The 25,416-nt window shown below is 59.6% G+C and carries 25 protein-coding genes; 22 read left to right on the top strand and 3 right to left on the bottom strand.

What is annotated here, in order from left to right:
* Positions 1-37 precede the first annotated feature (37 nt).
* The 4 genes from JL39_RS17560 to JL39_RS17545 are packed head-to-tail and all read left to right on the top strand — an operon-like array spanning position 38 to position 4,459.
* Positions 38-1,129: a hypothetical protein gene (locus JL39_RS17560; RefSeq protein ID WP_052182943.1), complete on the top strand. Its 1,092-nt coding sequence runs from the start codon at positions 38-40 to the stop codon at positions 1,127-1,129.
* The gene (locus JL39_RS17555; RefSeq protein ID WP_037153184.1) at positions 1,123-2,754 is read left to right on the top strand and encodes a formylmethanofuran dehydrogenase subunit A; all 1,632 of its coding nucleotides are present in this window, start codon (positions 1,123-1,125) and stop codon (positions 2,752-2,754) included. Before JL39_RS17560 ends, JL39_RS17555 begins: the two co-directional genes overlap by 7 nt.
* On the top strand, positions 2,742-3,650 hold the full coding sequence (gene fhcD / locus JL39_RS17550) for a formylmethanofuran--tetrahydromethanopterin N-formyltransferase (protein WP_037153181.1): 909 nt from the start codon (positions 2,742-2,744) through the stop codon (positions 3,648-3,650). The genes JL39_RS17555 and fhcD overlap by 13 nt, the downstream gene beginning before the upstream one ends.
* Positions 3,647-4,459 carry a formylmethanofuran dehydrogenase subunit C gene (locus tag JL39_RS17545; RefSeq protein ID WP_037153178.1) on the top strand — a complete coding sequence of 271 codons (813 nt, stop codon included), beginning with the start codon at positions 3,647-3,649 and terminating at the stop codon, positions 4,457-4,459. Before fhcD ends, JL39_RS17545 begins: the two co-directional genes overlap by 4 nt.
* A gap of 36 nt (positions 4,460-4,495) precedes the next feature.
* Here the strand turns inward: JL39_RS17545 and JL39_RS17540 are convergent, their stop codons facing one another.
* Positions 4,496-5,440: a LysR family transcriptional regulator gene (locus JL39_RS17540; protein WP_037153176.1), complete on the bottom strand. Its 945-nt coding sequence runs from the start codon at positions 5,438-5,440 to the stop codon at positions 4,496-4,498.
* Between the two features lie 119 nt (positions 5,441-5,559).
* On the opposite strand from JL39_RS17540, the gene JL39_RS17535 reads away from it, so the two are divergent.
* Genes JL39_RS17535 through rpe form a run of 8 tightly spaced genes read left to right on the top strand, consistent with a single transcriptional unit; the run spans position 5,560 to position 14,189 of the window.
* Positions 5,560-6,609, top strand: coding sequence for a class 1 fructose-bisphosphatase (locus JL39_RS17535; RefSeq protein WP_037153173.1), 1,050 nt, complete (start codon positions 5,560-5,562; stop codon positions 6,607-6,609).
* 16 nt (positions 6,610-6,625) lie between these two features.
* Positions 6,626-7,498 (top strand): phosphoribulokinase, encoded by an 873-nt coding sequence (locus tag JL39_RS17530; RefSeq protein WP_037153172.1) that lies wholly within the window; start codon positions 6,626-6,628, stop codon positions 7,496-7,498.
* An 11-nt stretch (positions 7,499-7,509) separates the two neighbouring features.
* Positions 7,510-9,552, top strand: coding sequence for a transketolase (tkt, locus tag JL39_RS17525; RefSeq protein ID WP_052182971.1), 2,043 nt, complete (start codon positions 7,510-7,512; stop codon positions 9,550-9,552).
* A gap of 15 nt (positions 9,553-9,567) precedes the next feature.
* Positions 9,568-10,647: a class II fructose-bisphosphate aldolase gene (fba, locus tag JL39_RS17520; RefSeq protein WP_037153168.1), complete on the top strand. Its 1,080-nt coding sequence runs from the start codon at positions 9,568-9,570 to the stop codon at positions 10,645-10,647.
* A gap of 34 nt (positions 10,648-10,681) precedes the next feature.
* Positions 10,682-12,142, top strand: coding sequence for a form I ribulose bisphosphate carboxylase large subunit (locus JL39_RS17515; protein WP_037153165.1), 1,461 nt, complete (start codon positions 10,682-10,684; stop codon positions 12,140-12,142).
* A gap of 10 nt (positions 12,143-12,152) precedes the next feature.
* A complete protein-coding gene (locus JL39_RS17510) occupies positions 12,153-12,572 on the top strand; it encodes a ribulose bisphosphate carboxylase small subunit (protein WP_037153163.1) in 420 nt (139 codons plus the stop codon).
* A gap of 10 nt (positions 12,573-12,582) precedes the next feature.
* Positions 12,583-13,503 (top strand): CbbX protein, encoded by a 921-nt coding sequence (cbbX, locus tag JL39_RS17505; protein ID WP_037153770.1) that lies wholly within the window; start codon positions 12,583-12,585, stop codon positions 13,501-13,503.
* Positions 13,500-14,189, top strand: a complete 690-nt coding sequence (rpe, locus tag JL39_RS17500) for a ribulose-phosphate 3-epimerase (RefSeq protein ID WP_037153160.1) — start codon at positions 13,500-13,502, stop codon at positions 14,187-14,189. The genes cbbX and rpe overlap by 4 nt, the downstream gene beginning before the upstream one ends.
* 63 nt (positions 14,190-14,252) lie before the next feature.
* Here the strand turns inward: rpe and JL39_RS17495 are convergent, their stop codons facing one another.
* The gene (locus JL39_RS17495) at positions 14,253-14,645 is read right to left on the bottom strand and encodes a cytochrome c family protein (protein ID WP_037153157.1); all 393 of its coding nucleotides are present in this window, start codon (positions 14,643-14,645) and stop codon (positions 14,253-14,255) included.
* 639 nt (positions 14,646-15,284) lie between these two features.
* On the opposite strand from JL39_RS17495, the gene JL39_RS17490 reads away from it, so the two are divergent.
* The 3 genes from JL39_RS17490 (at position 15,285) to JL39_RS17480 (ending at position 17,763) form a co-directional block, all read left to right on the top strand.
* Positions 15,285-16,232 (top strand): ABC transporter substrate-binding protein, encoded by a 948-nt coding sequence (locus tag JL39_RS17490; RefSeq protein ID WP_244446906.1) that lies wholly within the window; start codon positions 15,285-15,287, stop codon positions 16,230-16,232.
* Positions 16,233-16,355: 123 nt separating this feature from the next.
* The gene (locus JL39_RS17485) at positions 16,356-17,048 is read left to right on the top strand and encodes an ABC transporter permease (protein WP_227705217.1); all 693 of its coding nucleotides are present in this window, start codon (positions 16,356-16,358) and stop codon (positions 17,046-17,048) included.
* Positions 17,008-17,763, top strand: coding sequence for an ATP-binding cassette domain-containing protein (locus JL39_RS17480; RefSeq protein WP_037153151.1), 756 nt, complete (start codon positions 17,008-17,010; stop codon positions 17,761-17,763). Before JL39_RS17485 ends, JL39_RS17480 begins: the two co-directional genes overlap by 41 nt.
* Before the next feature lies 1 nt (position 17,764).
* Here the strand turns inward: JL39_RS17480 and JL39_RS17475 are convergent, their stop codons facing one another.
* Complete coding sequence (locus tag JL39_RS17475) at positions 17,765-18,115, bottom strand: hypothetical protein (RefSeq protein ID WP_037153147.1); 351 nt, start codon at positions 18,113-18,115, stop codon at positions 17,765-17,767.
* 422 nt (positions 18,116-18,537) lie between these two features.
* Between JL39_RS17475 and JL39_RS17470 the strand changes: the two genes are divergently transcribed.
* From JL39_RS17470 to pqqE, 7 genes are all read left to right on the top strand, one after another.
* Positions 18,538-20,439 (top strand): methanol/ethanol family PQQ-dependent dehydrogenase, encoded by a 1,902-nt coding sequence (locus JL39_RS17470; protein ID WP_052182942.1) that lies wholly within the window; start codon positions 18,538-18,540, stop codon positions 20,437-20,439.
* A 214-nt stretch (positions 20,440-20,653) separates the two neighbouring features.
* Positions 20,654-21,142 carry a c-type cytochrome, methanol metabolism-related gene (locus JL39_RS17465; RefSeq protein ID WP_052182941.1) on the top strand — a complete coding sequence of 163 codons (489 nt, stop codon included), beginning with the start codon at positions 20,654-20,656 and terminating at the stop codon, positions 21,140-21,142.
* A gap of 4 nt (positions 21,143-21,146) precedes the next feature.
* Positions 21,147-22,004, top strand: coding sequence for a substrate-binding domain-containing protein (locus JL39_RS17460; protein ID WP_037153141.1), 858 nt, complete (start codon positions 21,147-21,149; stop codon positions 22,002-22,004).
* A 298-nt stretch (positions 22,005-22,302) separates the two neighbouring features.
* On the top strand, positions 22,303-23,241 hold the full coding sequence (gene pqqB / locus JL39_RS17455; RefSeq protein WP_037153139.1) for a pyrroloquinoline quinone biosynthesis protein PqqB: 939 nt from the start codon (positions 22,303-22,305) through the stop codon (positions 23,239-23,241).
* On the top strand, positions 23,238-23,993 hold the full coding sequence (pqqC, locus tag JL39_RS17450; RefSeq protein WP_037153136.1) for a pyrroloquinoline-quinone synthase PqqC: 756 nt from the start codon (positions 23,238-23,240) through the stop codon (positions 23,991-23,993). Before pqqB ends, pqqC begins: the two co-directional genes overlap by 4 nt.
* Complete coding sequence (pqqD, locus tag JL39_RS17445; RefSeq protein WP_037153132.1) at positions 23,993-24,289, top strand: pyrroloquinoline quinone biosynthesis peptide chaperone PqqD; 297 nt, start codon at positions 23,993-23,995, stop codon at positions 24,287-24,289. Before pqqC ends, pqqD begins: the two co-directional genes overlap by 1 nt.
* The gene (pqqE, locus tag JL39_RS17440) at positions 24,286-25,389 is read left to right on the top strand and encodes a pyrroloquinoline quinone biosynthesis protein PqqE (RefSeq protein WP_037153130.1); all 1,104 of its coding nucleotides are present in this window, start codon (positions 24,286-24,288) and stop codon (positions 25,387-25,389) included. Before pqqD ends, pqqE begins: the two co-directional genes overlap by 4 nt.
* The last annotated feature ends 27 nt before the right edge of the window (positions 25,390-25,416 follow it).

The raw sequence follows: 25,416 nt of genomic DNA, 5'->3' as shown, positions 1-25,416 counted from the left end.
ATAAATTCAGGTCGGCACCAGAAAGTTTCGGAGTGTGATGGTTGCATGGATCGGCAGCCGAACAGTTCCTTTGCCGGCAGCAATCGAGCAGGCGGCAAAGCTTCTGGCAAAAAGCCGCTGCCCGGTATTCTCCCTCGATTCGGACATCCATGGATGCCGCTGCCTGATAGCGTTGGCAGAGCAGGTCGGGGCGACCTATGACCATGTGAACGGTCGCGATCTCGTTCATCAGGTCGCTCTGCATACGGATATCGGCGGGTTCTTTGGGACGGCGACGGAAGTACAGCGTCGCGCTGATGTGATTGTCGTCGTCGGAGATGTTCCTGCCGCTCATCACGATCTGCTTCTTTCTCTTGCGGCCACGACGCCGGACCTGCCTCGGTCTGGCAAGCGACGCTGGTTTCACATCAAGGGCAGGGCGACTGCGGCCCTGAGCGGCGAATTGCGACGACGGGCGAAGGTTGTCGACGCCGGTTCGTCCGATCTTCCCATCGATGCGGTGCTTGGGGTTCTCAGAGCATCACTGGCTGCGAGAAAAGCATCTGTTGTGCTCGACAATATCGACGCCTTTCTGGGGGCGGTGGCGAACGCGGGTTTTCCCGTTTTCGTCTTCTCTCATTTCGGAGATGCCGCCAGCCTCACGATGCTGCAGGGCATGCTCATCGACATCAATAAAAAACAGCGTGCGACGGCTCTTTTCCTGCCTTCCGACGACGCTGCTTGGGGCATGGTCCTCGCATCGACCTGGATGACGGGATTCCCGCCGCGAACCGGCTTTTCGAGCGGATCGCCAGTTTATGACCCATGGCTTTGCGATGTGGATCGGATGATAGCCGGAAAGGAGGCAGATCTGCATCTGTGGGTCTCGGAGCGTGATGATGTGGACCCGCCGAGGCGTAGCGGCCTGCCGACGATCGTGCTGACGAGAAGCGACCGGCCGGTAGCCGGCGCAGCGGTTGCCATCCGCATCGGCAAAGCGGGTCTCGACCATGATGGCGTGGTTTATTCGAGCCGCATCGGAACCTTGAGGTCCGCTGCGGCAAAAGCACCGTCCGATCTTCCCAGTGTTTACGCGATCGTCGAGCAGCTTCAGCATGCCTTGCAGGGTGAGGACGTGGCCTCATGCTGATCCGTCTTGCAGGGGGAGAAGTGATCGATCCGGTCAACGGCTTGGCGGGCAAGCGCGATGTCTGGATCAAGGACGGCATCGTCGTCGAGAAACCCGTCTCCAAGAAGGCGGACAAGACCTATGACCTTTCAGGCTGCTTCGTCATGGCCGGGGCGATAGACATTCATTCCCATATCGGCGGCGGCAATGTGAATACTGCGCGTCTTCTGCTGCCGGAACAACACGCCGCGCATCTCAAGCGGCCGCAACATACGCCGCTTTCGAATGCTGGGTGGTCGACGTTCCGGACGGGGTGCCTCTACGCGCAGATGGGGTTCACGACCGTGGTCGAACCGGCCATGTCGCCGACGAACGCGCTGCATACCCATATGGAGCTAGCTGACATCCCGATCATCGACAAGGCGACGCTGGCGATCCTCGGCAACGACGATTTCCTCCTGTCGATGATCCGCGACAATGCCTCGTCGGCAATGATCGACGACTACGTGGCCTGGACCGTATCGAGGTCGAGGGCGCTTGGTGTGAAGGTCATCAATGCCGGCGCCTCGGCCGCCTTCAAGGAGAACATCCGCACTTTCTCCTTCGACGACGTTGTCCCCTCCTACGGCGTCAGTTCCCGCAGGATCGTGGAGGTGCTGCAGGCCTCTGTCGGTCGTCTCGGTATCCCCCATCCCCTCCATGTTCATACCAACAACCTTGGAGTTGCGGGAAATGCCGCGACGGCCGCTGAGACAATCGGCGCGTCAAATGGTCGGCCGCTCCATCTCGCGCACCTGCAGTTCTACGGTTACGGCACGGAGGGAAAACGTGGCTTCTCGTCGGAGGCCGCCCGTCTGGCCGAACTGGTCAACGGCAATCCGGATGTGACAATCGATGTCGGGCAGGTGATGTTCGGGCAGACCGTGACGATTTCTGCTGACGTCATCAGGCAATATTCCGGAATGCGGACCGCCAGTCCGAAAAAATCCGTTCTCTTCGATGGGGACGGCAATGGCGGCGGGATCGTGCCCTACCGCTATCGCCAGGATTTTTATGGTTCGCTGCAATGGGCGGTGGGGCTGGAGCTTTTCCTGCTGATCGACGACCCCTGGCGGGTCTTCTTCACCACCGACCATCCAAACGGTGCTCCCTTCACGGCCTATCCGGAACTTTTCGAGCTATTGATGCGCCGCGATGTCCGCAACGCGAAGATGGCGGAACTCGACCAGTCCGCGCTGGAGCTGACCACGCTTGCCTCGATCTCGCGCGAATATACGCTTGATGAGGTCGCCGTCATGACGAGAGGGGCGCCCGCCAAACTGCTCGGGCTCGATGATCGCGGTCATCTCGGTCCCGGCGCGATCGCGGATATTGCCGTCTACCGGAAGGGGCAGGATGTCCAGAAGATGTTCCGCGACGCCGCTTTGGTGTTCAAGAACGGCGATCTGGTCGTTCAGGACGGCGTGGTGACGCACTATCGCTGGGGGAGGGCGCTGCGGCTCAATCCGCCGTCCGATAAAGGGATCGTCAAACGTATGCAAGCCTATCACGAGGACCGCTACGGGCTGTCGCTCGATTGGTTCACCTTCCCGGATTCGGCGATTTCTCGCGAAAACCCGTTTGCGGAGGTCGCATGCAGGAGCTGACCCGTAATGGCATTGTGATCGATGACACGTTCGCGGAAGCGTTCGGCATGCGGGCGACCGCGATCATCATCACGGCGCCGACCCTGAAATGGGCGCGTCAGGCGGCCGTCACCATGACGGGCTTTGCGACCTCCGTCATCGGTTGCGGTTGCGAAGCGGCGATCGACATCGACATTCCGGCATCGGAGACGCCGGACGGGCGTCCCGGCTGCCGCGTGATGATCTTCGCGATGAGCACCGACGATCTGCAGAAGCAGTTGAAGACGAGGCTCGGCCAGTGCGTTCTGACGTCGCCCGGCAGCGCCTGCTTCGCGGACCTCAAAGGCAGTGCCTCCCTCGATCTCGGTTCGTCGCTGCGCTACTTCGGAGATGGTTGGCAGATTTCGAAGAAGTTCGGCGGAAGGCATTATTGGCGCGTGCCGGTCATGGACGGCGAATTTCTTTGCGAGGCGAAGACCGGCCTGACCAAGGATGCGGTCGGCGGCGGGAACTTTCTGCTTCTCGCCGCGGATGCCGAAAAGGCACTGGCCGCCGCCGAGCGGGCCGTGGCGGCGATCGAAAAGGTTCCGGGTGCGATCATGCCCTTTCCGGGCGGCATCGTGCGGTCCGGCTCGAAGGTTGGCGGCAAGTACAAGGGCATGATGGCTTCGACCAACGATGCCTATGCGCCGACGCTGCGCGGTGTGGTCAAGAGTGCGCTTGGCCCGGAGATCAATGCGGTCCTGGAGATCGTGATCGATGGCGAGAACAACGACGCGGTGAACGCCGCGATGCGGGCCGGGCTGAAGGCCGTCATCGATTTCGGGCCCAAGCGCGGTGCGTTGCGCATCAGCGCGGGAAACTACGGCGGCAAGCTCGGCAAGTTCCATTATCATCTGAAGGATCTCCTGCCATGAAGCCGCTGACCTTCACGCTTCGCTCCGAGCCGGGGGAAAGGCTTGACCTGTCCGGCCTGATCCCCGACCGGCTCAGTGGCATGCCGGTGGCCGAAATCGCCGGATTGCCGATCGGCACCAGTCGGAGTCCCGCCATCGTCGGAGACATCTTCAAGATTACCGGTGCCGATGCCGCCAATATCGTCTTTGCCGGAGGCAGCGGGCGTTTCGATTTTGTCGGCGCGGAAATGAAGACAGGGCGCATCCGCGTTGACGGCGATGTCGGTGCCCGCGCCGGCCGCCGCATGGCCGGCGGTACACTTGTGATCGAGGGCAAAGCCGGATTGCAGGCTGGATCCGGCCTCAAGAACGGACGCATCGAGATCAATGGCGATGCAGGCGAGGGGATCGGCGGGCCGATGGCAGGTGAAATCCACGGCATGACCGGCGGTCTCATCATCGTGCGCGGCAAGGCAGGGCATCGTCCCGGCGAGAGGATGCGGCGCGGCATCATCGCGCTCCTGAAAGGCTGCGGCGATTATGCAGGCCTCAACATGGTTGCCGGGACGATTGTCGTCACCGGCCGCGTCGGCCACTATCCGGGCCACCTGATGAAGCGCGGATCGCTCCTGTTCGACCGGCGGCCGGCCGACCTTTCACCCACATTCATGGATTGCGGCCGGGTCGATATCGCCTTTCCGGCGCTGTTCGATCGTTATCTGATGGAGGAAAAGATCCTCGACCGGCCGCTGCTTGGCGCAAAACCCACCCGTTTGGGCGGTGACAATGCCGTTCTGGGCAAGGGTGAAATCATGTTTCCGCGAGGGTGAGCCGTGGCTGCCCGGCTCGGGATCGACCGAAGGTATTCAAACCGGTTCCTGCTGCATCGGATAAAGCTTGTCGAAGAAAGGCAGGCATTGAGCCCCTCTCTGCCGCAGGAAAACCTGAAAGGCGTTCATCGCCGGGGAGATAGTCCTGTCTGTCCGCGTTACCGAAAACCATTGCCTGCGGATCGGCATGCCGATGACGTCCAGCGTGACGAGCTTTCCGAACTCCAGTTCCATGGCGATGGTATGGGCGGAGATGAAGGCGATGCCGAGCCCTGCCATGACGGCCTGTTTTATCGTCTCGTTCGACGACATTTCAGTACCCAGATCCTCCAGCTTTCCTGGGATTTCTCCGAGAAAGATTTCGAGCGAGATGCGCGTGCCCGATCCTGGCTCGCGAATGAGGAAGTGCTCTCTGGCGATCTCTTCCTTGGTGATATCGCGCCTCTTTGCCAGGGGATGATCCGGCGGCGCGATCATCACCAGCGGATGATCGCCGAACACCACGGAGTGCAGCGGCATGTCGCTGGGCGAGCGCCCCATCAGGGCGATGTCGACGTCATGATTCTTCAGCTTGGCGATGATTTCCGCCCGGTTGCCGATCGTCAGCGAGACGGCGATGTCCGGATGGGTTTTCTTGAAGGTGGCCATCAGGCGGGGGGCGAAATATTTCGCGGTCGAGACGACGCCGAGTGCCAGCGTGCCGGCGCGCACGCCCTTGATGGCATCGATCTCGTCGTCCAGCTGGCGCAGCCTTTCTTCGATCATCTGGGCCGCATCGATGAAGGCAAGGCCCGCGGCTGTAGGGCGTAGTCCATCGTTGGTCCGGTCGAAGAGGATGACGCCGGCATCCTCCTCGATCTGCTTCAGCTGGATGGTGATCGCCGGCGGAGTGAGGCCAAGCGTGTTGGCCGCCCGGACGATCGTTCCGTGCCTCGCTATCTCCTGCGCCGCGCGCAGATGTCTGAGCGTCAGATTTCTCATGCTTGAAGATTAGTGAAATTTATCCAGAAGGTAAATGGAATAAATTTTACTTAATCCGAGTTTTTTGGTTCGATACCGCCATGCCCAGGAAGGCAGTGAGCGGGCAGGGAGGGTAAATCATGACTTCGTCGACGCTAGATGCCTTTTTGAATTCCCATGTCGCGGGTGGGGCGCCATTCGCCGAAGCTGCCGCGTCGACGATCCGGCAGTTGGTTACGGCAGCGGTCACGCTCGGCAGAACCATCAACCAAGGCGCCTTTGGTTTGGCCCTATCTGGGGAACGCGGTGATGTCGGCCCTGGCGGTGATGTCCCGAAGGAACTCGACGTTCTGGCCGATGCCCTGTTCATCGAGGCGATGCGGCGGGCGCCTGTCTGCCTCTACGCTTCCGAAGAGCTTGAAGAGGCTGCTCTTCTTGACCCGAGGGCCCCGCTCGCGATTGCCATCGATCCACTGGACGGCTCCTCGAATATCGACATCAATGTCTCGATTGGGACTATTTTCTCCATCCTCCCAGCGGCTGGTGATCCGGTCGGCGAGCCGAACGCCTCCTTCTTCCACCCGGGAGACGCCCAGCTCGCCGCCGGCTTTTTCATCTACGGCCCGCAGCTTGCGCTGGTTCTCAGCGTCGGGAGCGGCACCCATGCCTTTGTTTTTTCCGCGCAGCTCGGCGTGTTCGTCCAAACCCATGAAAACTTGGTCATCCCGCCGCGGACGCAGGAATTTGCGATCAATACGGCCAACTACCGCCACTGGGACGAGGCCGTCCGGCTTTATGTCGATGACTGCCTGAAAGGGATGGAAGGCCCCCGCGAAAAGGAGTTCAACATGCGCTGGATCGCAGCCGTTGCAGCCGATGCCTACCGCATCCTCATGCGCGGCGGCGTTTACCTTTATCCCGGCGACCGGCGTAGAGGCTACGGTGAGGGTCGGCTGCGGCTGGTCTATGAAGCCAACCCGATCGCCTTTCTCATCGAACAGGCCGGCGGAGCCGCCACCGACACGATTAACCGCATTCTGGACCTGACGCCAACGGCACTGCACCAGCGTGTTCCGCTGGTCTTCGGCTCAGCTCGGGAGGTGGCTCGCGTCGGCCGCTACCATACCGAGCCCAGCAATATCGCTGAACGGGCGCCGCTTTTCAGCAATCGCGGCCTTTTCAGAGCCTGATCGGGAGGACGCGGCAATGTCGGCAAGACATCCCATTATTTCGATTACCGGATCGTCGGGCGCGGGAACCACCTCGGTCAAGCGCATTTTCGAGCAGATTTTCCGGCGCGAGCAAATCGAAGCGGCCTTCATCGAAGGGGACGCATTTCACCGCTACGACCGGCAGGCCATGAAGGAAAAGGTCGCCGAGGAGGAGAGGAACGGCAACCCGAATTTCACGCATTTCCATGCGGAAGCCAACGAGTTGGAAATCCTCGAATCCGTCTTCGAGGAATATGGCCGGTACGGCACAGGCCGCACCCGCACCTACATCCACGATGAACAGGAGGCCGCACACCACAATGTTCCGCCGGGGAGCTTCACGGAATGGCGCGATTTTCCGCAAAGCGACCTGCTTTTCTACGAGGGGCTGCATGGCTGCGCGGTGACGGACAAGGTCAATCTCGCTCGCCATGCCGATCTGAAGATCGGCGTCGTGCCCGTCATCAATCTCGAATGGATCCAGAAGATCCATCGCGATCGCGAAGCGCGCGGCTATTCGACGGAGGCGGTCATGGACGTCATCCTGCGGCGCATGCCGGACTATGTCCGCTACATCACGCCGCAGTTCACGCTGACCGACATCAATTTCCAGCGGGTGCCGATCGTCGACACGTCCAATCCGTTCATCGCGCGCTGGATTCCGACCCCTGACGAATCGATGCTGGTGATCCGCTTCGCGAGACCGCGTGGCATCGATTTCCCGTATCTGCTGTCGATGATCCACGACTCGTTCATGTCGCGCGCCAATTCCATCGTGGTGCCTGGAAACAAGCTCGATCTCGCGATGCAGCTGATCCTGACACCTCTGATCATGCAACTGATCGAACGCAAGAACCGAGCCTCGTGAGGATGAAAGCGATGAACACGCAACTTCAGCCGCAGGACATAATCGAGTCCGATATCGTAACGGAACAGGACATGGCGAATGCTATCAGGGCGCTTGCCATGGATGCTGTTCAAAAAGCCAACTCCGGCCATCCGGGCATGCCTATGGGCATGGCTGATGTCGCCACGGTCCTATTCGGCCGTTTCATCAAAATCGATCCCTCCGATCCCAAATGGCCCGATCGCGACCGCTTCGTCCTTTCGGCGGGTCATGGCTCGATGCTGCAATATGCGCTTCATTACCTGATCGGCTATGAGGATATGACGATCGAGGAGTTGCAGCGGTTCCGCCAGTTGGGCGCCACGACCGCCGGACATCCCGAATTTGGGCATACGCTCGGCATCGAGACCACGACGGGGCCATTGGGCCAAGGCATCGCCACGGCCGTCGGCATGGCGCTTGCCGAGCGCATTGCCAATGCGCGTTACGGCGACGCGCTCGTCGATCACTATACCTATGTCATCGCCGGTGATGGATGTCTGCAGGAGGGCATCAGCCACGAAGCGATCGACCTTGCCGGCCACCTGAAGCTGTCGCGGCTGATCGTCCTGTGGGATAACAATTCGATCTCAATCGATGGTCCCACCAGTCTCTCGACCTCGATGAACCAACTTGCCCGTTTTCAGGCGGCAGGCTTCGATGTGCAAGAGATCGACGGTCATGATTTCGACGCGGTCGGTCGCGCGATTTCACGGGCAAGGGGTTCGGACAAACCGTCTCTCATTTCCTGCCGGACAGTGATTGGCAAAGGCGCCCCGAATCTTCAGGGCACGGAGAAAACCCACGGAGCGCCGCTTGGCGAGAGCGAAATCGCTGCTGCAAGGCAGCAGCTGAATTGGCCTTATGCGCCGTTCCACATTCCCGAATCCATCCTGGATCGTTGGGGCGAAGTTGCCGTGCGTGGGGCTGCGGAACGGCGTAAATGGCTCAATCGGGTTGCCGCGGCTCCCGAAGGCCGGGCGTTCCTCAGGACGATCGAACGGGAAATCCCGGCGTCGCTTTTCGACGCGCTTGCCGAATTTCGCCGGGAGCATCAGACGAAGGCAACGAAGGTCGCCACTCGCAAGGCTTCGGAAATGGTGCTCGGCGTCATCAACGCCGCGACGGATTTGACGATCGGTGGTTCGGCGGACCTCACCCATTCCAACCTCACCCTGACTGCTGGGATGGAGCCTATCAGGCCGGGGAACTACGCCGGACGTTATATCCATTACGGTATTCGCGAACACGGGATGTCGGCTGCGATGAACGGTCTTGCCCTGCATGGCGGTTTCATTCCCTATGGCGGCACCTTCCTCGTCTTCTCCGATTATGCACGTGGTGCCATCCGCCTGTCGGCGCTGATGGGGCAGCAGGTCGTCTACGTCATGACACATGACTCGATCGGCCTCGGCGAGGACGGACCGACCCATCAGCCGATCGAGCATCTGGCGATGCTGCGCGCGACGCCAAACCTCAACGTCTTCCGTCCCTGCGACATCGTCGAGACGGCGGAGTGCTGGGAGCAGGCGCTGAAGGAACGCGATCGGCCGAGTCTTATCGTACTGTCGCGCCAGAACCTGCCGATGGCTCGTTCGGAAAACAGCGAAGAAAACCTTTCCGCGCGCGGAGCTTACATCCTGCGCGCGACCTCGGAGCCACGCGCCCTCTCTCTCCTTGCGACCGGTTCCGAGGTCGAAATTGCCTGTGTTGCGGCCGACAAGCTGCTGGCCCAACACGGCATTGCCGCCGCGGTCGTCTCAATGCCTTGCTGGGAGTTGTTCGAACAGCAATCGCCCGAATACCGCAAGGCCGTGCTCGGGACGGCGCCCAGGATCGGCATAGAGGCGGCGGCGCGCCTCGGTTGGGACCGGTATCTCGGGGAAGACGGCGTCTTCATCGGCATGCATGGCTTTGGAGCGAGCGCTCCGGCTGCCGCACTCTATGATCATTTCGGCATCACCGCCGAGGCCGTCGTGGAAGCAGCGCTTGAGTTTGCTGCCCGTGGATCGAGCACAGACCGGACAGATCGGTAGAAAGGAGCAGGTCCAATGGCCCGCATTACATTACGGCAGCTGCTCGATCATGCGGCGGAATACAGGTATGGCGTTCCGGCCTTCAACATCAACAACATGGAACAGGGGCTGGCGGTCATGGAGGCGGCGGCGGCGTGCGATGCGCCCGTCATCCTCCAGGCGTCGAAAGGAGCTCGCTCCTACGCGAAGGACATCATGCTGGCGCGTATGATCGAAGCACTGACGGAGATCTACCCGGCCATTCCCGTCTGCGTCCATCAGGACCATGGCAGTGACGAAGCGACCTGCATGACGGCGATCCGCCACGGTTTCACGTCGGTGATGATGGATGGCTCCCTCACAGCGGATGCTAAAACGCCTGCCTCCTATGAATACAATGTAGCGATCACCGAACGGGTCGCCCGTATTGCCCATTGGGTGGGCGTCTCGGTGGAAGGGGAACTCGGTGTTCTGGGTTCCCTGGAGAGCGGCACGGGAGCGGCCGAGGACGGTCACGGCGCGGAAGGCACCCTGTCGCACGACCAGCTTCTGACCGACCCCGATCAGGCGGTCGATTTCGTCGCCCGCACAGGTGTCGATGCGCTGGCGATCGCCTGCGGCACGTCTCACGGCGCCTATAAATTCACGCGGGCCCCGGACGGCGACATCCTGGCGATGGACGTGATCGAGGAAATCCACCGCAAGCTGCCGAACACGCATCTCGTCATGCACGGCTCCTCCTCGGTGCCGCAGGAGATGCAGGACATCATCAACCGTTTCGGAGGGCGGATGCCGCAGACCTATGGCGTTCCCGTCGAGGAGATCGAGCGCGGCATCCGCCATGGGGTCCGCAAGGTCAATATCGACACCGACTGCCGCATGGCGATGGCGGGGCAATTGCGAAGGATCGCGACGGAACATCCGGAGGAATTCGACCCGCGCAAGTTCCTGAAGCCGGCGATGGAGGCAATGCGCAATCTCTGCCGCGACCGTTTCGAACGTTTCGGTACGGCTGGCAAGGCCTCGAAAATCAAGGTCATTCCCCTGGACGAGATGGCGAGCCGCTATGCCACCGGGGAGCTCGATCCGCAGATCACAACCGCGGAAGCCGCCTGAGCGGCGGTCCGGAAGACAACGAAAGGACCAAGCCATGGACAGCAAATCCGAAACCGTCAAAGGCGCGGCGCGCTACAGATCGGGCGTGATGGAATATAAAAAGATGGGCTATTGGGAGCCCGACTACGAGCCAAAAGATACCGATGTCATCGCGCTCTTCCGGATCACCCCGCAAGATGGCGTCGATCCTATCGAGGCGGCGGCAGCCGTCGCGGGCGAATCCTCCACGGCGACCTGGACAGTGGTCTGGACGGACCGCCTGACGGCGACCGAGAAATACCGCGCAAAGGCGTATCGGGTTGATCCCGTGCCGAATGGCGAAGGGCAGTATTTCGCCTATATCGCCTACGACCTCGACCTGTTCGAGCCGGGTTCAATCGCGAACCTCAGCGCTTCGATCATCGGCAACGTTTTCGGTTTCAAGCCGCTGAAGGCGTTGCGGCTGGAGGATATGCGGTTCCCCGTCGCCTATGTGAAGACTTTCCAGGGACCTGCGACCGGCATCGTCGTCGAGCGCGAACGCCTGGACAAGTTCGGCCGCCCGCTGCTCGGCGCGACCGTGAAGCCGAAGCTTGGGCTTTCGGGGCGCAATTACGGCCGCGTCGTCTATGAGGCGCTGAAGGGTGGGCTCGATTTCACCAAGGACGACGAGAACATCAATTCGCAGCCCTTCATGCATTGGCGCGAACGTTTCCTCTATTGCATGGAGGCGGTGAACAAGGCCCAGGCCGAGACCGGTGAGGTCAAGGGAACCTATCTGAACGTCACAGCCGCCACCATGGAGGACATGTATGAGCGCGCCGAGTTTGCCAGGGAGCTCGGTTCGGTGGTTGTCATGATCGATCTCGTCATTGGTTACACGGCGATCCAGTCCATGGCGAAATGGGCGCGCCGCAACGACATGATCCTGCATCTCCATCGCGCCGGCCATTCGACCTATACGCGGCAGAAGACGCATGGCGTGTCTTTCCGCGTCATCGCCAAATGGATGCGGCTTGCGGGCGTCGACCACATCCATGCCGGCACCGTTGTCGGCAAGCTGGAAGGCGATCCCGCAACAACCCGCGGCTATTACGACATCTGCCGCGAGGACTTCAATCCGATGAGGCTGGAGAATGGTATCTTCTTCGACCAGCACTGGGCATCGCTCAACCGGATGATGCCGGTCGCTTCCGGTGGCATCCATGCCGGACAGATGCACCAGTTGCTGGACCTCCTCGGCGAGGACGTCGTGCTGCAGTTCGGCGGTGGTACGATCGGGCATCCGATGGGTATCGCCGCCGGTGCCACGGCCAACCGCGTGGCGCTCGAATGCATGGTGCTCGCCCGTAACGAGGGGAGGGATATCCTGCGTGAAGGACCACAGATCCTGCGCGACGCCGCGCGCCACTGCCAGCCGCTGCAGCAGGCGCTCGATGTCTGGAAGGACGTGACCTTCGACTACACCTCGACCGACACGCCGGACTTTGTTCCGACAGCCACCGCAGCAGAATAGGAGAAGCGACATGCATATCACTCAGGGAGCGTTCTCGTTCCTGCCGCCGCTGACGGACGAGCAGATCGCCAGGCAGGCCCAGTATTGTATCGACAAGGGTTGGGCGATGAGCCTCGAATTCACGGATGATCCGCATCCCCGTAACACCTATTGGGACATGTGGGGCCACCCGATGTTCGACAATCCGGATGCGGCTGCGCTGATCATGGAGCTGAAGGAGTGCCGCAAGGTCTATGGCGACCGCTATATCCGCTTCGTCGCTTTCGACAGCACCCACGGATGGGAATCCGTCCGCCTTTCCTTCATCGTCAACCGTCCTGCGGCAGAGCCGGGCTTCCGGCTGGAGCGGCAGGAGGCGGGCGGCAGAAGCATCCGCTACACCACCCGGTCCTATGCGGCGGACAAGCCGGCGGGAGAGCGCTATGGCTGAGGCGGTTTCCATGAGACCTAAGGTCGACGGCGAAGTGCCTTCCACCATCGACTTGCGGGCGGAATATGTCGAATCCGGTGTCAAGGACGTGCTGGAAGAGTTGGACAACTCGCTCATCGGCCTTGCTCCGGTCAAGCAGCGGATCAGGGAGACCGCGGCCTTGCTCCTGGTCGAGCGCGCGCGCAAGCGTCTCGGTCTCGCCCATGAGACGCCGACCCTGCACATGAGCTTCAGCGGCAATCCGGGAACCGGCAAGACCACGGTCGCGCTGCGCATGGCCGATCTGCTCCATCGCCTCGGCTATATCCGCAAGGGGCATCTGGTGTCGGTGACCCGCGACGATCTGGTGGGGCAATATATCGGCCATACCGCGCCGAAAACGAAGGAAATCCTGAAAAAGGCTATGGGTGGCGTCCTCTTCATCGACGAGGCCTATTATCTCTATCGGCAGGAAAACGAGCGTGACTACGGTCAGGAGGCGATCGAAATTCTCCTGCAGGTCATGGAGCATCAGCGCGAGGATTTCGTCGTCATACTGGCGGGTTATGCCGACCGGATGGATCGCTTCTTCGAAAGCAATCCAGGCTTTCGTTCGCGCATCGCCCATCATATCGACTTTCCCGATTATACGGATGACGAGCTGCTGCGGATCGCGGAGGTAATGCTCGCCAAGCAGAACTACAGTCTTGACGTCGAGGGGCGGGCCGCCATGGAGCAATATATCGCGCTGCGCCGTCGACAGCCGCATTTCGCCAATGCCCGCTCCATCCGCAACGCGCTCGACAGGGCACGCCTGCGCCAGGCAAACCGGCTGTTCGAAACGTCCAACGGATCGATCGGTGCCGATGCGCTGTCGACGATCGTTGCCGTCGATATCAGGGCAAGCCGCATTTTCAACAGCGGGACGATGCAAGAGGAGGCCGCATCATGAGCACAAAGACGATCATCGCACCTTCCATCCTGTCCGCGGATTTTTCCCGGCTGGGCGAGGAAGTAGAAGACGTCGTCAAGGCGGGCGCCGACTGGATTCATCTCGATGTCATGGACGGCCATTTCGTGCCCAACATCACGTTCGGGCCGCAGGTCATCCGATCCATCCGCAAGCGCACGAACGCCGTCTTCGACTGCCATTTGATGATTGCGCCGGCGGACCCCTATATCGCCGCCTTCGCGGATGCAGGCTGCGATGTCATCACGGTTCACGCCGAAGCCGGTCCGCATCTCGACCGGACGCTTCAGGCGATCCGTGGACTGGGAAAGAAGGCCGGTGTGTCGCTCAATCCGTCGACGCCCGAAAGCACCATCGAATATGTGCTCGACCGGCTGGATCTTATCCTGCTGATGACGGTCAATCCAGGCTTCGGTGGGCAGGCCTTCATTCCGGCCGTTGTTGAGAAAGTACGCCGCGTCGCCGCAATGATCGGCGATCGTCCGATTCATATCGAGGTGGACGGGGGAGTTACCCCTGAAACCGCGCCGCTGGTCTCGGCCGCCGGCGCGAATGTCCTCGTGGCCGGCTCCGCCGTGTTCGCGGGCAACGATAGAACCGCCTATGCTGGCAATATCGAGGCGATCCGCCGGCAAGCGGACAGGTCACTGGCGCGTCGGGCGGCCTGAGTTCAATTGCGGGTGATGGGAGATGCATGATGGGGCTACCGGGAAGACCGGCAGCCCCTTGCTTCATTGCTTTTTCGAGAACTGTTCGAGATAGGCGAGCAGATTGTTGATCTCGCCTTCGTCCTTCAGGCCGGCAAAAGCCATCTTGGTACCTTTCACCTTCGCCTTGGGATTGTGAAGGTAGTCACGCAACGATGCCTCGTCCCATTGGAGGCCGGCTTTGCCTGCTTCGACCATCGCCTTGGAATAGGCAAACCCGGCATGGGTGCCGGCAACCCTGCCGATCACACCATTCAAGGACGGACCTACCTTATTTTTATCCGTCTCGGCGTCATGACAGGCCTTGCACTTGTTGAACACCGTTGCTCCCGCGTTGGCATCGCCCTCCTGAGCATTGACCCCGCAGGCAGAAAAGATCGCAACTGACACGCCGACCAGAAGGATTTGATATTTCATGGTATCTCCTCATTCGCCAAGGGTGCCCTTTGACGAAGACAGGTGCCGCTATTCCTCCTGTGGCACCGGCCGTTCGGATCGCTGGACCTCTCGCGCAATGGCGACGGGGACTTTTGATCCATTCAAAAAAGTTACCTGTCGGCGAATGTAAGTCAACCCTTGATACGCCAATCGGGCCTGCCATGGATGGCACGGATCGGAAGTTGTGATTGACGGGCCGACGTGATGCTCCTAACTTCCCCATTATCTCTTCCCGGCACCGGAAGAGGCTGTGATTGGCTGGTGGCGGCGCATACAGCCGCCCGAGCAGAAGGAACGGCTGCGGCAAGCCCGTGGGTCGAAAGGTGCGATATGCCTTTTATCGAACTCATTTTGACAATTTGTCTTGCGGACAAGCCTTTGAGCTGTCGGGAAGAGCACCTCCATTTCGAAGATAGGGGAAGCCTGACAACCTGTATGCTCCAGGCACCCCCGCAGATTGCGAAGTGGTCTACGGAACATCCACGTCTGCGTGTTGTCAGATGGCGGTGCGAATACCCGACGAAGAGCCGGGACATCTAGAAACGAAACATCGGATGCGGCGCATGGGAGGAAGGACTTATGGGAGGCGGGATCGGCCGATTATTTCGGATCGCATTATTGTCGCTGGCGGCATTCTCTACCCAAGCGATAGGGCAGGCCGCGGCCGCGGAGGTCGTTCGTGTCGGCGTTCTCAAATTCGGTACGGTGAGTTGGGAACTCGATACGATCAAACGGCATAAGCTCGACGAGAAACACGGGATCACCGTGGATGTGCAGGAATTTGCCGGCGAAGACGCCACGAATGTCGCGTTGATGGCCGGAGCGGTCGATGTGATCGTTTCGGACTGGTTGTGGGTTTCGCGGCAGCGCGCCACAGGCATCGACCTGACCTTCGTTCCCTATTCCACGGCGGTCGGAGCTATCATGGTCCCGCCAGACTCTCCGATCAAAAACCTCGGCGATCTCACCGATAAGAAAATAGGCGTTGCGGGCGGCCCTTTGGACAAGAACTGGCTTCTGATCCAGGCCATGGCGAAGAAGGATTATTCCAGGGATTTGGCCAAGACAAACACGATCGTCTACGGCGCTCCGCCATTGCTGACGGAGAAGGTGCAGCAGGGGGAACTCGATGCGGTTCTCAATTTCTGGAATTATTGTGCACGGTTGGAGGCGAAGGGATTTCGCAGACTGACTGGAGGACATGAGGCCGCCGCCGCGCTTGGCGCCTCCGGGCCGATCGTTGCTCTGGGATATATCTTTCATGAAGCCTGGGGCAAGGCTCATCCATCCGCGATCGACGGCTTCGTAGCGGCAAGTGCCGATGCAAAGGCGCTGCTCGAAAGTTCCGATGACGAGTGGAAAATGCTTGCCCCGATGCTTCGGGGTGACGAGAGCGAACAGAAGGTCATGCGTGATCGCTATCGCGAAGGCATTCCCAAACGCCCGCCCGCAGAAGCGGAAAAGGACGCGGAAACGCTTTATTCCGTCTTGGCGACGATCGGCGGCGAGGAGCTCGTCGGACCATCGAAAGAACTGGTGCCGGGCACCTTCTGGGGGGCGGAATAGGTGAGTTCGGCCTCTCTTGGCTCATCGTCGCAAGGGCAAACAGAGAAAACGGCACGAAGACGCAGCTTCGGGCCGTTCCTGACGGTCGTGGCATCGGTCGTCGTTCTGGCCATAGTGTGGCATCTGTCAGCGACCCTGTGGCCGAGTCATGCCTTCCCGCCACCGCTTGACGTCCTGCGCGCCATGGCCCGCGAGACGGCGAGGGGTGAGATACCCTATCATCTGGCGATCACTCTTGGTCGCGTAGCGGTCTCATTCCTGCTCGCCATGATCATTGGTTCGGCGATCGGCATCTTTCTCGGAAGCCATCCGCGCGCCGACCGGTTTCTCGATCCCTGGGTCATTCTTTCCCTGAACATCCCGGCACTGGTGATCATCGTTCTTGCCTATATCTGGTTCGGGCTGAATGAGGTGGCTGCTATCGGCGCCGTGGCCTTCAACAAGATCCCGAATGTGATTGTCACGATGAGGGAAGGGGCTCGTGCGCTCGATCTGAATTACACGGACATGGCAAAGGTCTACAAGTTCGGGCCTCTTGCGCGATTGCGCCATGTCCTGCTGCCGCAGCTGCAGCCTTATCTGGCTGCGGCCTCACGTTCCGGCATTTCGCTGATCTGGAAGATCGTCCTCGTCGTAGAGCTTCTGGGTCGGTCGAATGGTGTCGGTTTCCAGATCAATCTCTATTTTCAGCTTTTCGACGTCGCTTCCATCCTAGCCTATACGCTGGCCTTCGTCTGCGTAATGCTTGTCATCGAATTTCTCCTGGTACAGCCCCTTGAACACACTTCAACCCGTTGGCGCAGACGCGCAGCTTGAAATCGAAGTCAGGCACAAATCGTTCGAGGCGTCCAGGGGCGGCAGCATCGAAGTCCTGCGCGATCTGAACTTTGCGGTGGAGCGGAACGAATTCGTCTGCCTGGTCGGTCCTTCCGGCTGTGGCAAGACCACGACGCTGCGATTGCTCCTCGGCTTGGACCATTCCTTTGAGGGGCGCATAAAGCTTCCGGGAGAAAGGGAGCCGCGCATAGGCATGGTTTTTCAGGAGCCGATTCTCCTGCCCTGGCGGACGGTCGAGGAAAATGTGCGTCTGGGATTACCGAGAAGCCTGTCTGGCAAAAACCTCGACCATTTGTTCGATGCGCTTGGTCTGTCGGGGATGCGCGCGTTTTATCCCGGAGAACTTTCACTCGGGCTCGCACGCCGCGCCGCTCTTGCCCGGGCGCTTGCAATCGAGCCCGATCTCCTGGTTCTCGACGAACCCTTCGTCTCCCTTGATGAAGCGACCGCACAGCAGCTCCGTTATCTGCTGCTCGAAATTTGGTCGGAGCGTCCGACGACGGTCTTGATGGTGACGCATAACCTTCTCGAGGCTATCATGCTGGCCGACCGGATCATTGTACTGTCGCCACGCCCATCCCATGTCGTGGGCTCGTTTCTGGTGCGCATTCCCCGGCAATCCAGAAATGCTCAAGTTTGCAGCGACATCCTGCGCTCGTTCCACGAGAGATTTCCGGCACGGGCCGCTACCTGACTTAGAAGCAGCGTATATCCGCTTCGGCCTGTGCCCTTTTCAGTTCCGCTATTGCGGCTTTGGCAGGGGCACTTTCGCGAAACAGTGCGCCGTTTTCTCCAGCGACCAACCCCATTTGCCTGAATGTGGCGGCTGTCTCGTAGCGGTCGTAGGGAATGATGGATTCGATGACATCGATCGAACAGGAGCAGCGATCGAGAGTGGCCCGGTTCTCACCATTGGCTTTCATGCAGGCATAGACATATTCAGCGATGACATTGGTCGGATAGGTGGTCGCCGCTGCCACTGGGACTGCGAAACCTATTGCTGCAGATGCGAACACGGCGACGGGAAACTTCGCAAGCGTAACCATGGGATGTCCTTTCCGTATAGCGCAGTTGTCGCCTCTGACAAGAGGGGCAAATACTTTCCTAAGTATAATTCCAAAATCGCGTCAATATCCAGCAGCATAGGATAATTTTCCGAATATAAATTGCTGCATTGCAGAATAATATGCTGCGTCGCAGCGAATATTGCTGATAAACACGCTTGCGGAAAGTAATTCTATCTCTTATGGTTAGGTTGTTTCCGGCTTCAAGGACGTTGCCGTCAAGGGAGTGGTGACAGTCTTCGTAGGCCAAGCGGGTGGGCGGTAACGGTGCCCTCCGCGCGCCTGGCTTAGGTCGTGACACGCTGCCGGAAATACTTCCCACATGCTGAACCGGTGACGCGGGCTTCTGTTATGAAACAGGTGCCGCCGCAATAAGTCATCTGTGCGAACTTCGGGAGGACTAAATGCGTGTACGTGCAAACTTCATAAAATCGGGATTAGTGGCGACTGCGGTGTCTTTGTCGTTGGCTGGAGGAGTGTTTGCCAATGACGAAGTCCAGAAGTTGATCTCCGATTCCAAGAACTGGGCGATTCCGACGGGTGATTATGCCAACACCCGCTATTCAAAATTGAACCAGATCAACAAGGACAATGTGAAGAACCTTCAGGTCAAGTGGACGTTTTCGACAGGCGTGCTGCGCGGTCATGAAGGTGGACCTCTGGTGATCGGCGACGTCATGTACGTTCATGCGCCGTTCCCCAATACAGTCTATGCGCTCGACCTCAACAATGACGGCAAGATCCTTTGGAAATACGAGCCCAAGCAGGATCCGAACGTCATTCCGATCATGTGTTGCGACACGGTCAACCGAGGCGTTGCTTATGGCGACGGCAAGATCATCCTCAACCAAGCGGATACGACCGTCACCGCTCTCGACGCCAAGACAGGCAAAGTCGCCTGGCAGGCGAAGAACGGCGAGGATACCGCTGGCGGCAAGGGGGAGAGTGGAACGTCCGCACCGATGATCTTCAATGACAAGGTTCTGATCGGCATATCGGGCGGCGAGTTCGGTGTTCGCGGCCATGTGACCGCGTATAACCTGAAGGATGGCTCTGTTGCCTGGAAGGCCTATTCGACCGGGCCCGACTCGGAAACCCTGATGGATGGTGAGAAGACCACCCAGCTCGGCAAACCGGTTGGCAAGGACTCCGGCATCAGCAGCTGGGAAGGCGAGCAATGGAAGCAGGGCGGCGGAACGACCTGGGGCTGGTACGCCTTCGATCCGAAGCTGAACCTGGTCTATTACGGAACCGCCAATCCCTCGACGTGGAACCCGGTACAGCGGCCCGGCGACAACAAATGGTCGATGACCATCTTCGCCCGTGACGCCGACACCGGCATGGCGAAGTGGGTCTATCAGATGACCCCGCATGACGAATGGGACTACGATGGCGTGAACGAGATGATCCTCGTCGACGGGATGCAGATCAACGGTGCAGCCCGGGATGTACTGGTTCATTTCGATCGTAATGGCTTTGCCTATACGCTGGATCGCGGAAACGGCGAGTTGCTGGTTGCCAAGAAATACGATCCGGTGGTCAACTGGGCGACGGAAGTCGTGATGGACCCGAAGAGTGATCAGTATGGGCGTCCGCAGGTCGTGGCTCAGTATTCGACCCAGCAAAACGGCGAGGATACCAACACGACGGGCGTATGCCCGGCAGCGCTTGGTACCAAGGACCAGCAGCCGGCTACCTACTCACCGAAAACCGGATTGTTCTACGTGCCGACCAACCATGTCTGCATGGATTACGAGCCATACAGGGTAAGCTATACGGCAGGTCAGCCCTATGTGGGTGCGACAGTGTCGATGTATCCGGCTCCCAAGAGCCATGGCGGCATGGGCAACTTCATAGCTTGGGATGCTGCCAAGGGTGAGATCGTCTGGTCCAAGCCCGAGCAGTTCTCGGTGTGGTCAGGCGCGCTGTCGACCGAAGGCGATGTCATCTTCTACGGCACGCTGGAAGGCTACATCAAGGCTGTCGATAAGGACGGCAACGAACTCTACAAGTTCAAGACGCCGTCCGGGATCATCGGCAACATCAACACCTTCGAGCACAACGGCAAACAGTATATCGCCGTGCTTTCGGGTGTTGGCGGCTGGGCTGGTATCGGCCTCGCAGGTGGTCTGCTCCAGGCCGAAGGCGCGGCTGCCTGGCAAACGGCTGTCGCCGGCCAGAAAGCGCCCACCGACGAACAGCAGTCGATTTCAACAGCAGGTCTCGGCGCGGTCGGTGGGTATGCCGCTCGCGCCGACTATACGACGCTGGGCGGTCAGCTCACCGGCTTCGGCCTCCCGGATTGATAAACGGGAACCATAGGCACGCCGACCTCGCTTAAAGAGGCGGCAGGCAGAGAAACGAGGGCCCGGATCACCGGAATTCCCTGGCGGGCTCTCGATTTCGCCACGCAACCCACAACCCACCTGTCAACGCCGCATTGCGACAGCCAAGCTGTGTTCGTGGCGAAATGAGAAAGAGGTAGGAATGTCTGTCTGCAAAACAGTCTCGGTTATCGCTATGTCTATTGTCATCAGCTCCAGCATCACCTTTGCCGCTGACGACAAACAAAAGGCCGCAGCCGTTACCGATGAAGACGGTAAGTATTTTGACGCCGATGGAAACCCGACGTTCAAGCTTCAGGACGATGGGACGGTGGACTGGTACACGTTCAGTGGATATCGCCGTTATCATTCGGACTGTCACACCTGTCATGGACCAGACGGAATGGGTTCCAGCTATGCTCCGGCGCTGGTCAACTCGTTGAAGACGATGGATTACGCGACGTTTCTTTCGATCGTCGCCGAGGGGCGTAAGAATGTCGGCGGCGGCAAGGAAAACGTCATGCCCGCTTTCGGCAACAACAAGAACGTCTATTGCTATATGGACGATATCTACATTTATCTGCGAGCGCGTGCCGTCGATGGGATCCCGCGCGGCAGACCTCCCAAGAAAGCTGACAAGCCGCAGGCCGCCAAAGATCAAGAAGCATCGTGCATGGGGAACTGAGCATATGCCTGCACGTAAATCCTGCGGTCTTTATATGCTCTGCGTGATCGCGGCGATTGCCGCGGTTCCCACCGCGGCATTCACGCAGACAGCCGGGCTCGGCGCCGCAGGCGAATTGGTGGATCCGGACGTGCTGCGTGTCTGCGCCGACCCTTCCAACATGCCGTTCACGGATGAAAGCGGGGAAGGCTTCGAAAACAAGCTGGCGGAACTCGTTGCGGTGAAGACTGGCCGCAAGTCGGTCACCTACACATGGTATCCGATGGCAACCGGCTTCGTCCGGAATACGCTGCGGGCCAACCGCTGCGATATCATCATGGGTTACGCCCAAGGTGACGAACTCGTGCAGAACACCAATGCCTACTACCGCTCGACCTATGTCATGGTTTTCAAGAAGGGTAGCGGCCTGGATGGCGCAGAAGCCATCGAAGATCCCAGACTGGCCGGCAAACGGCTCGGCATTGTCGCCGGAACGCCGCCGAGCGCCAGCATAGCAAAGGCCAACCTGATGCGGAATGCCAAGACCTATCCTCTGATGGTGGATACGCGCTCGATGCCGTCCATGGCCGAGGTGATGTTGAAGGATCTTCAGAACGACGTCATCGATGTGGCCGTTCTCTGGGGGCCGATGGCCGGCTACTATGTCAAGGAAATAAATCCGGATCTTGTCGTGGTGCCGCTTCTCAAGGAGAAGGTCAGCCATATGTCCTATCGCATCACCATGGGGGTCCGTCCCTCCGACCAGGAGTGGAAACGCGCCTTGAATACCGTGATCAGGGAGAACCAGTCGGAGATAAATCGGATTCTCCTGCAATATCAGGTGCCGCTGATCGATGAAGCCGGCAACGAGATCAAGGAATAGGATGTCATGAACAATGTGAGGTGCGATTGCGTTCGGATGTAACGCCGCGAATTTCAGAGCTTGCGCCCGAGGGCGCACGATGCCGGGAGGAGATCAAATTGTTGATCTCAGGCAAAGAGCGAAGAGGAGAAAGCTTATGAAGAAAAGCTGGAAAAAGCCGACAATGTGCACGGTCGCTGTCGGAATGGAAATGTCACGATATTATTCCGCCGACCTCAAGGCCAAGAAGTAAGAGCATTTACCGCTCCATGTGGCGTTCACGCATGGAGCGGCTGCCGTCGGAAGGAAGCATTGTCACATGCGGCTGAAGATTCTCGGCTCCGCGGCAGGAGGGGGATTTCCCCAGTGGAACTGCAACTACCGGCTGAGCCGTTCTGTCCGTAATGGAGAAGACGGTTTTCGACCGCGGACGCAATCGAGTCTGGGTGTCTCCGCTGATGGCAAGGACTGGGTTCTCTTCAATGCATCCCCGGATATTCGCGAGCAAATTGCGGCAACTCCCGAGCTGCAGCCCAGGGAAGATGGCCCCCTGCGTGCTTCGCCTATCCAAGCCGTTATCCTGACGAATGCGGACGTCGATCACATTGCCGGACTCTTGAGCCTGCGTGAGCGGCATCGCTTCGTCATTTATGCAACCGCGCGGATTCTACGCGTACTCGCGGAAAACAGTATTTTCAATGTTCTAGACAGTGAACTGGTCGAGCGCCGCGAACTTCTGCTGAATATCCCGACGCCGATTGCGGATTGGCAGGGTAAGCCGACATCCATTGTGGTCGAGGCGTTTCCGGTTCTCGGTAAGGTGGCTCTGTTTTTGGAGGATGCCGGCAAAGCGGAAGAGGGTTTCGGCACACAGGAGGGCGACACTGTGGGAGTTCGCATTTGGCAGGAGGGTCGTGAGTCCTCGGCGTTATATGTCCCTGGCTGTGCAGCTGTCGACGCCGATCTGAAAGAAAGAATTGCCGCTGCGACATGTCTGCTCTTCGACGGCACGGTCTACACCGATGACGAGATGTTGAGCGCCGGCGTCGGCGCCAAAACCGGCCGGCGCATGGGACACCTGCACATCGGCGGTCCTGAAGGGTCCATGGCTCTGCTTGCCGATGTTGCACCGGAGCGCCGCATCTATGTTCACATCAACAATACCAATCCGATCCTCGGCGAAAATTCACCCGAAACGGCAGCCGTGAGGGCAGGAGGCTGGGAGATCGGCTATGACGGGATGGAGATCGGCCTATGAGCGATTTTGCAGACGCGGCGCGCAATGGATTGACGCCGGCCGCGCTCGAAGAGGTACTTCGTCAGATCGGGGCTGAGCGATACCACAACAGGCATCCCTACCATCACAGGATGACGGCGGGCGCCCTGACCAAGGCCGAGCTTCAGGCATGGGCGCTCAACCGGTACTGCTATCAGGCGATGATCCCGCGCAAGGATGCGACGATCATCGCCCGGGCGGAAGACCCGGAATTTCGCGTTGAATGGCGCCGCAGGATCGAAGATCACGACGGAACGACTGGCTGGAATGGCGGCATCGCCCGGTGGATCAAGCTGGCGACCGGGCGGGGGCTCGACGAAGAGACAGTGAAGAGCGAGCGATTTGCCCTGCCCGCCACTCGCTTCGCTGTTGGAGCGTATCTGTCTTTCTGTACCAATCGCAGTCTGCTGGAAGCCGTGGCGTCGTCGTTGACGGAGTTGTTTTCTCCGGTGATCATCGGCGAGCGCGTTCCGGCCATGCTGGCGAAGTACAGCTACGTAACCGAAGATACGCTCGCCTATTTCATGCCGAGGCTGACGCAGGCACCGCGGGATTCCGATTTCGCGCTCGCCTATGTCCTGCAGCACGCGACCGACCCGGAAAAGCAGCAGACCGTCATCAATGCCCTTGTCTTCAAATGCGATATCTTGTGGGCGATGCTGGATGCCCTGGACTACGCCTATGGAGGTGGCGGCAGTATTCCGCCGGGCGCCTTCGTGCCGGAGGCGATCTGATGGAGGCCCGCCGTCAGCGTGTCATTCTGTCCGGAGAAGCGAGACCTCGCCTGAAGCGCTATGTTAGGCTGCAGTATGATCCGGTTCGCGGTGCCTGGGCGCTGCTTTCGCCGGAAAGGGTTTTCTGGCCGGATGAGGTCAGCCTTGATATACTCAGGCTGTGCGACGGCCAGCGCACGGTTTCGCAAATCGTCGACGAGCTCGCCGGCCAGTATGATGCAGCTCGCGAAGATATCGCACCCGATGTCGAACAGTTCCTGCAGGAATGGTCCGACAGATTTCTGGTGACGCTATGAGTGATGCACCTCTGCCTCCGATCGGCATGCTGGCTGAGCTGACGCATCGCTGTCCCCTGCAATGCGTCTACTGTTCCAACCCGCTCGAACTGTTGAAGGCCGACAAGGAGCTTTCGACGGACGCATGGCTTGCTCTCTTTGAAGAGGCGGCCGACCTCGGGGTCCTGCAGATCCATCTGTCCGGGGGCGAGCCGACGCTCAGGCCGGATCTCGAACAGTTCGTAAGCTGTCTGGCACGGCGCGGTGTCTATACCAATCTCATCACCGCCGGTGTCGGCATCGCCGAAGGGCGAATTGAGAGGTTATGTGACGCCGGTCTCGATCACGTGCAGTTGAGCATCCAGGGCGCCAATGCTTCGACGACAGAGAAGATCGGCAACAACCGCGGCGCGCATGAGAAGAAACTCGAAACAGCAAGGCGGGTCGTGGAACTCGGCCTGCCGCTTACGATCAATGCGCCCATCCATCGGCACAATATAGAGGAAGTACCGGCTTTCATCGATCTCGCGCTTTCCCTCGGCGCGCAGCGGTTGGAGATCGCCAATGTGCAATATGCAGGCTGGGCTCTCCTGAACCGCAATACCCTCATGCCCGACCGCGAGGCGGTGGAACGTCAGGTCGAGATCGTCGAGGAGGCTCAGTCGCGGTTGCAGGGAATTCTGGCCATTGATTTCGTCGCGCCCGATTATTTTGCGGTCTATCCGAAACCCTGTATGGGCGGCTGGGCACGCGATGCATTCATGGTTACGCCGGATGGCACGGTCCTTCCATGCCACGCGGCAGCAACCATCCCGACCCTGCATTTCGAGCGGTTCGGAGAACGAAGCCTGACGGATATCTGGCTCAATTCTCTGGCTTTTAATGCTTTCCGCGGCGACGACTGGATGCTGGAACCCTGCAAAAGCTGCGACCGGCGAGAGATCGACTGGGGCGGCTGCCGGTGTCAGGCCATGGCGATTGCGGGCGATGCGGCCGCGACCGATCCTGCCTGTGTCAAATCTCCCCTCCATAACCGTATGGCGATACTGATCGGGGAGGCCAACTCACTCCCTTCCTCCAACGCAGACGATTTTCGGTACCGCCGCATCGGACGGGCGTAACCGCCGATCTGGGCTTTTGTCTTGGTA

Origin of the sequence: Rhizobium sp. YS-1r (assembly GCF_000757525.1) — a bacterium.
Classification (GTDB): domain Bacteria; phylum Pseudomonadota; class Alphaproteobacteria; order Rhizobiales; family Rhizobiaceae; genus Neorhizobium; species Neorhizobium petrolearium.
The sequence above is the reverse complement of the archived record's forward strand: the minus strand, read 5'-3'. Positions and strand labels throughout refer to the sequence as shown.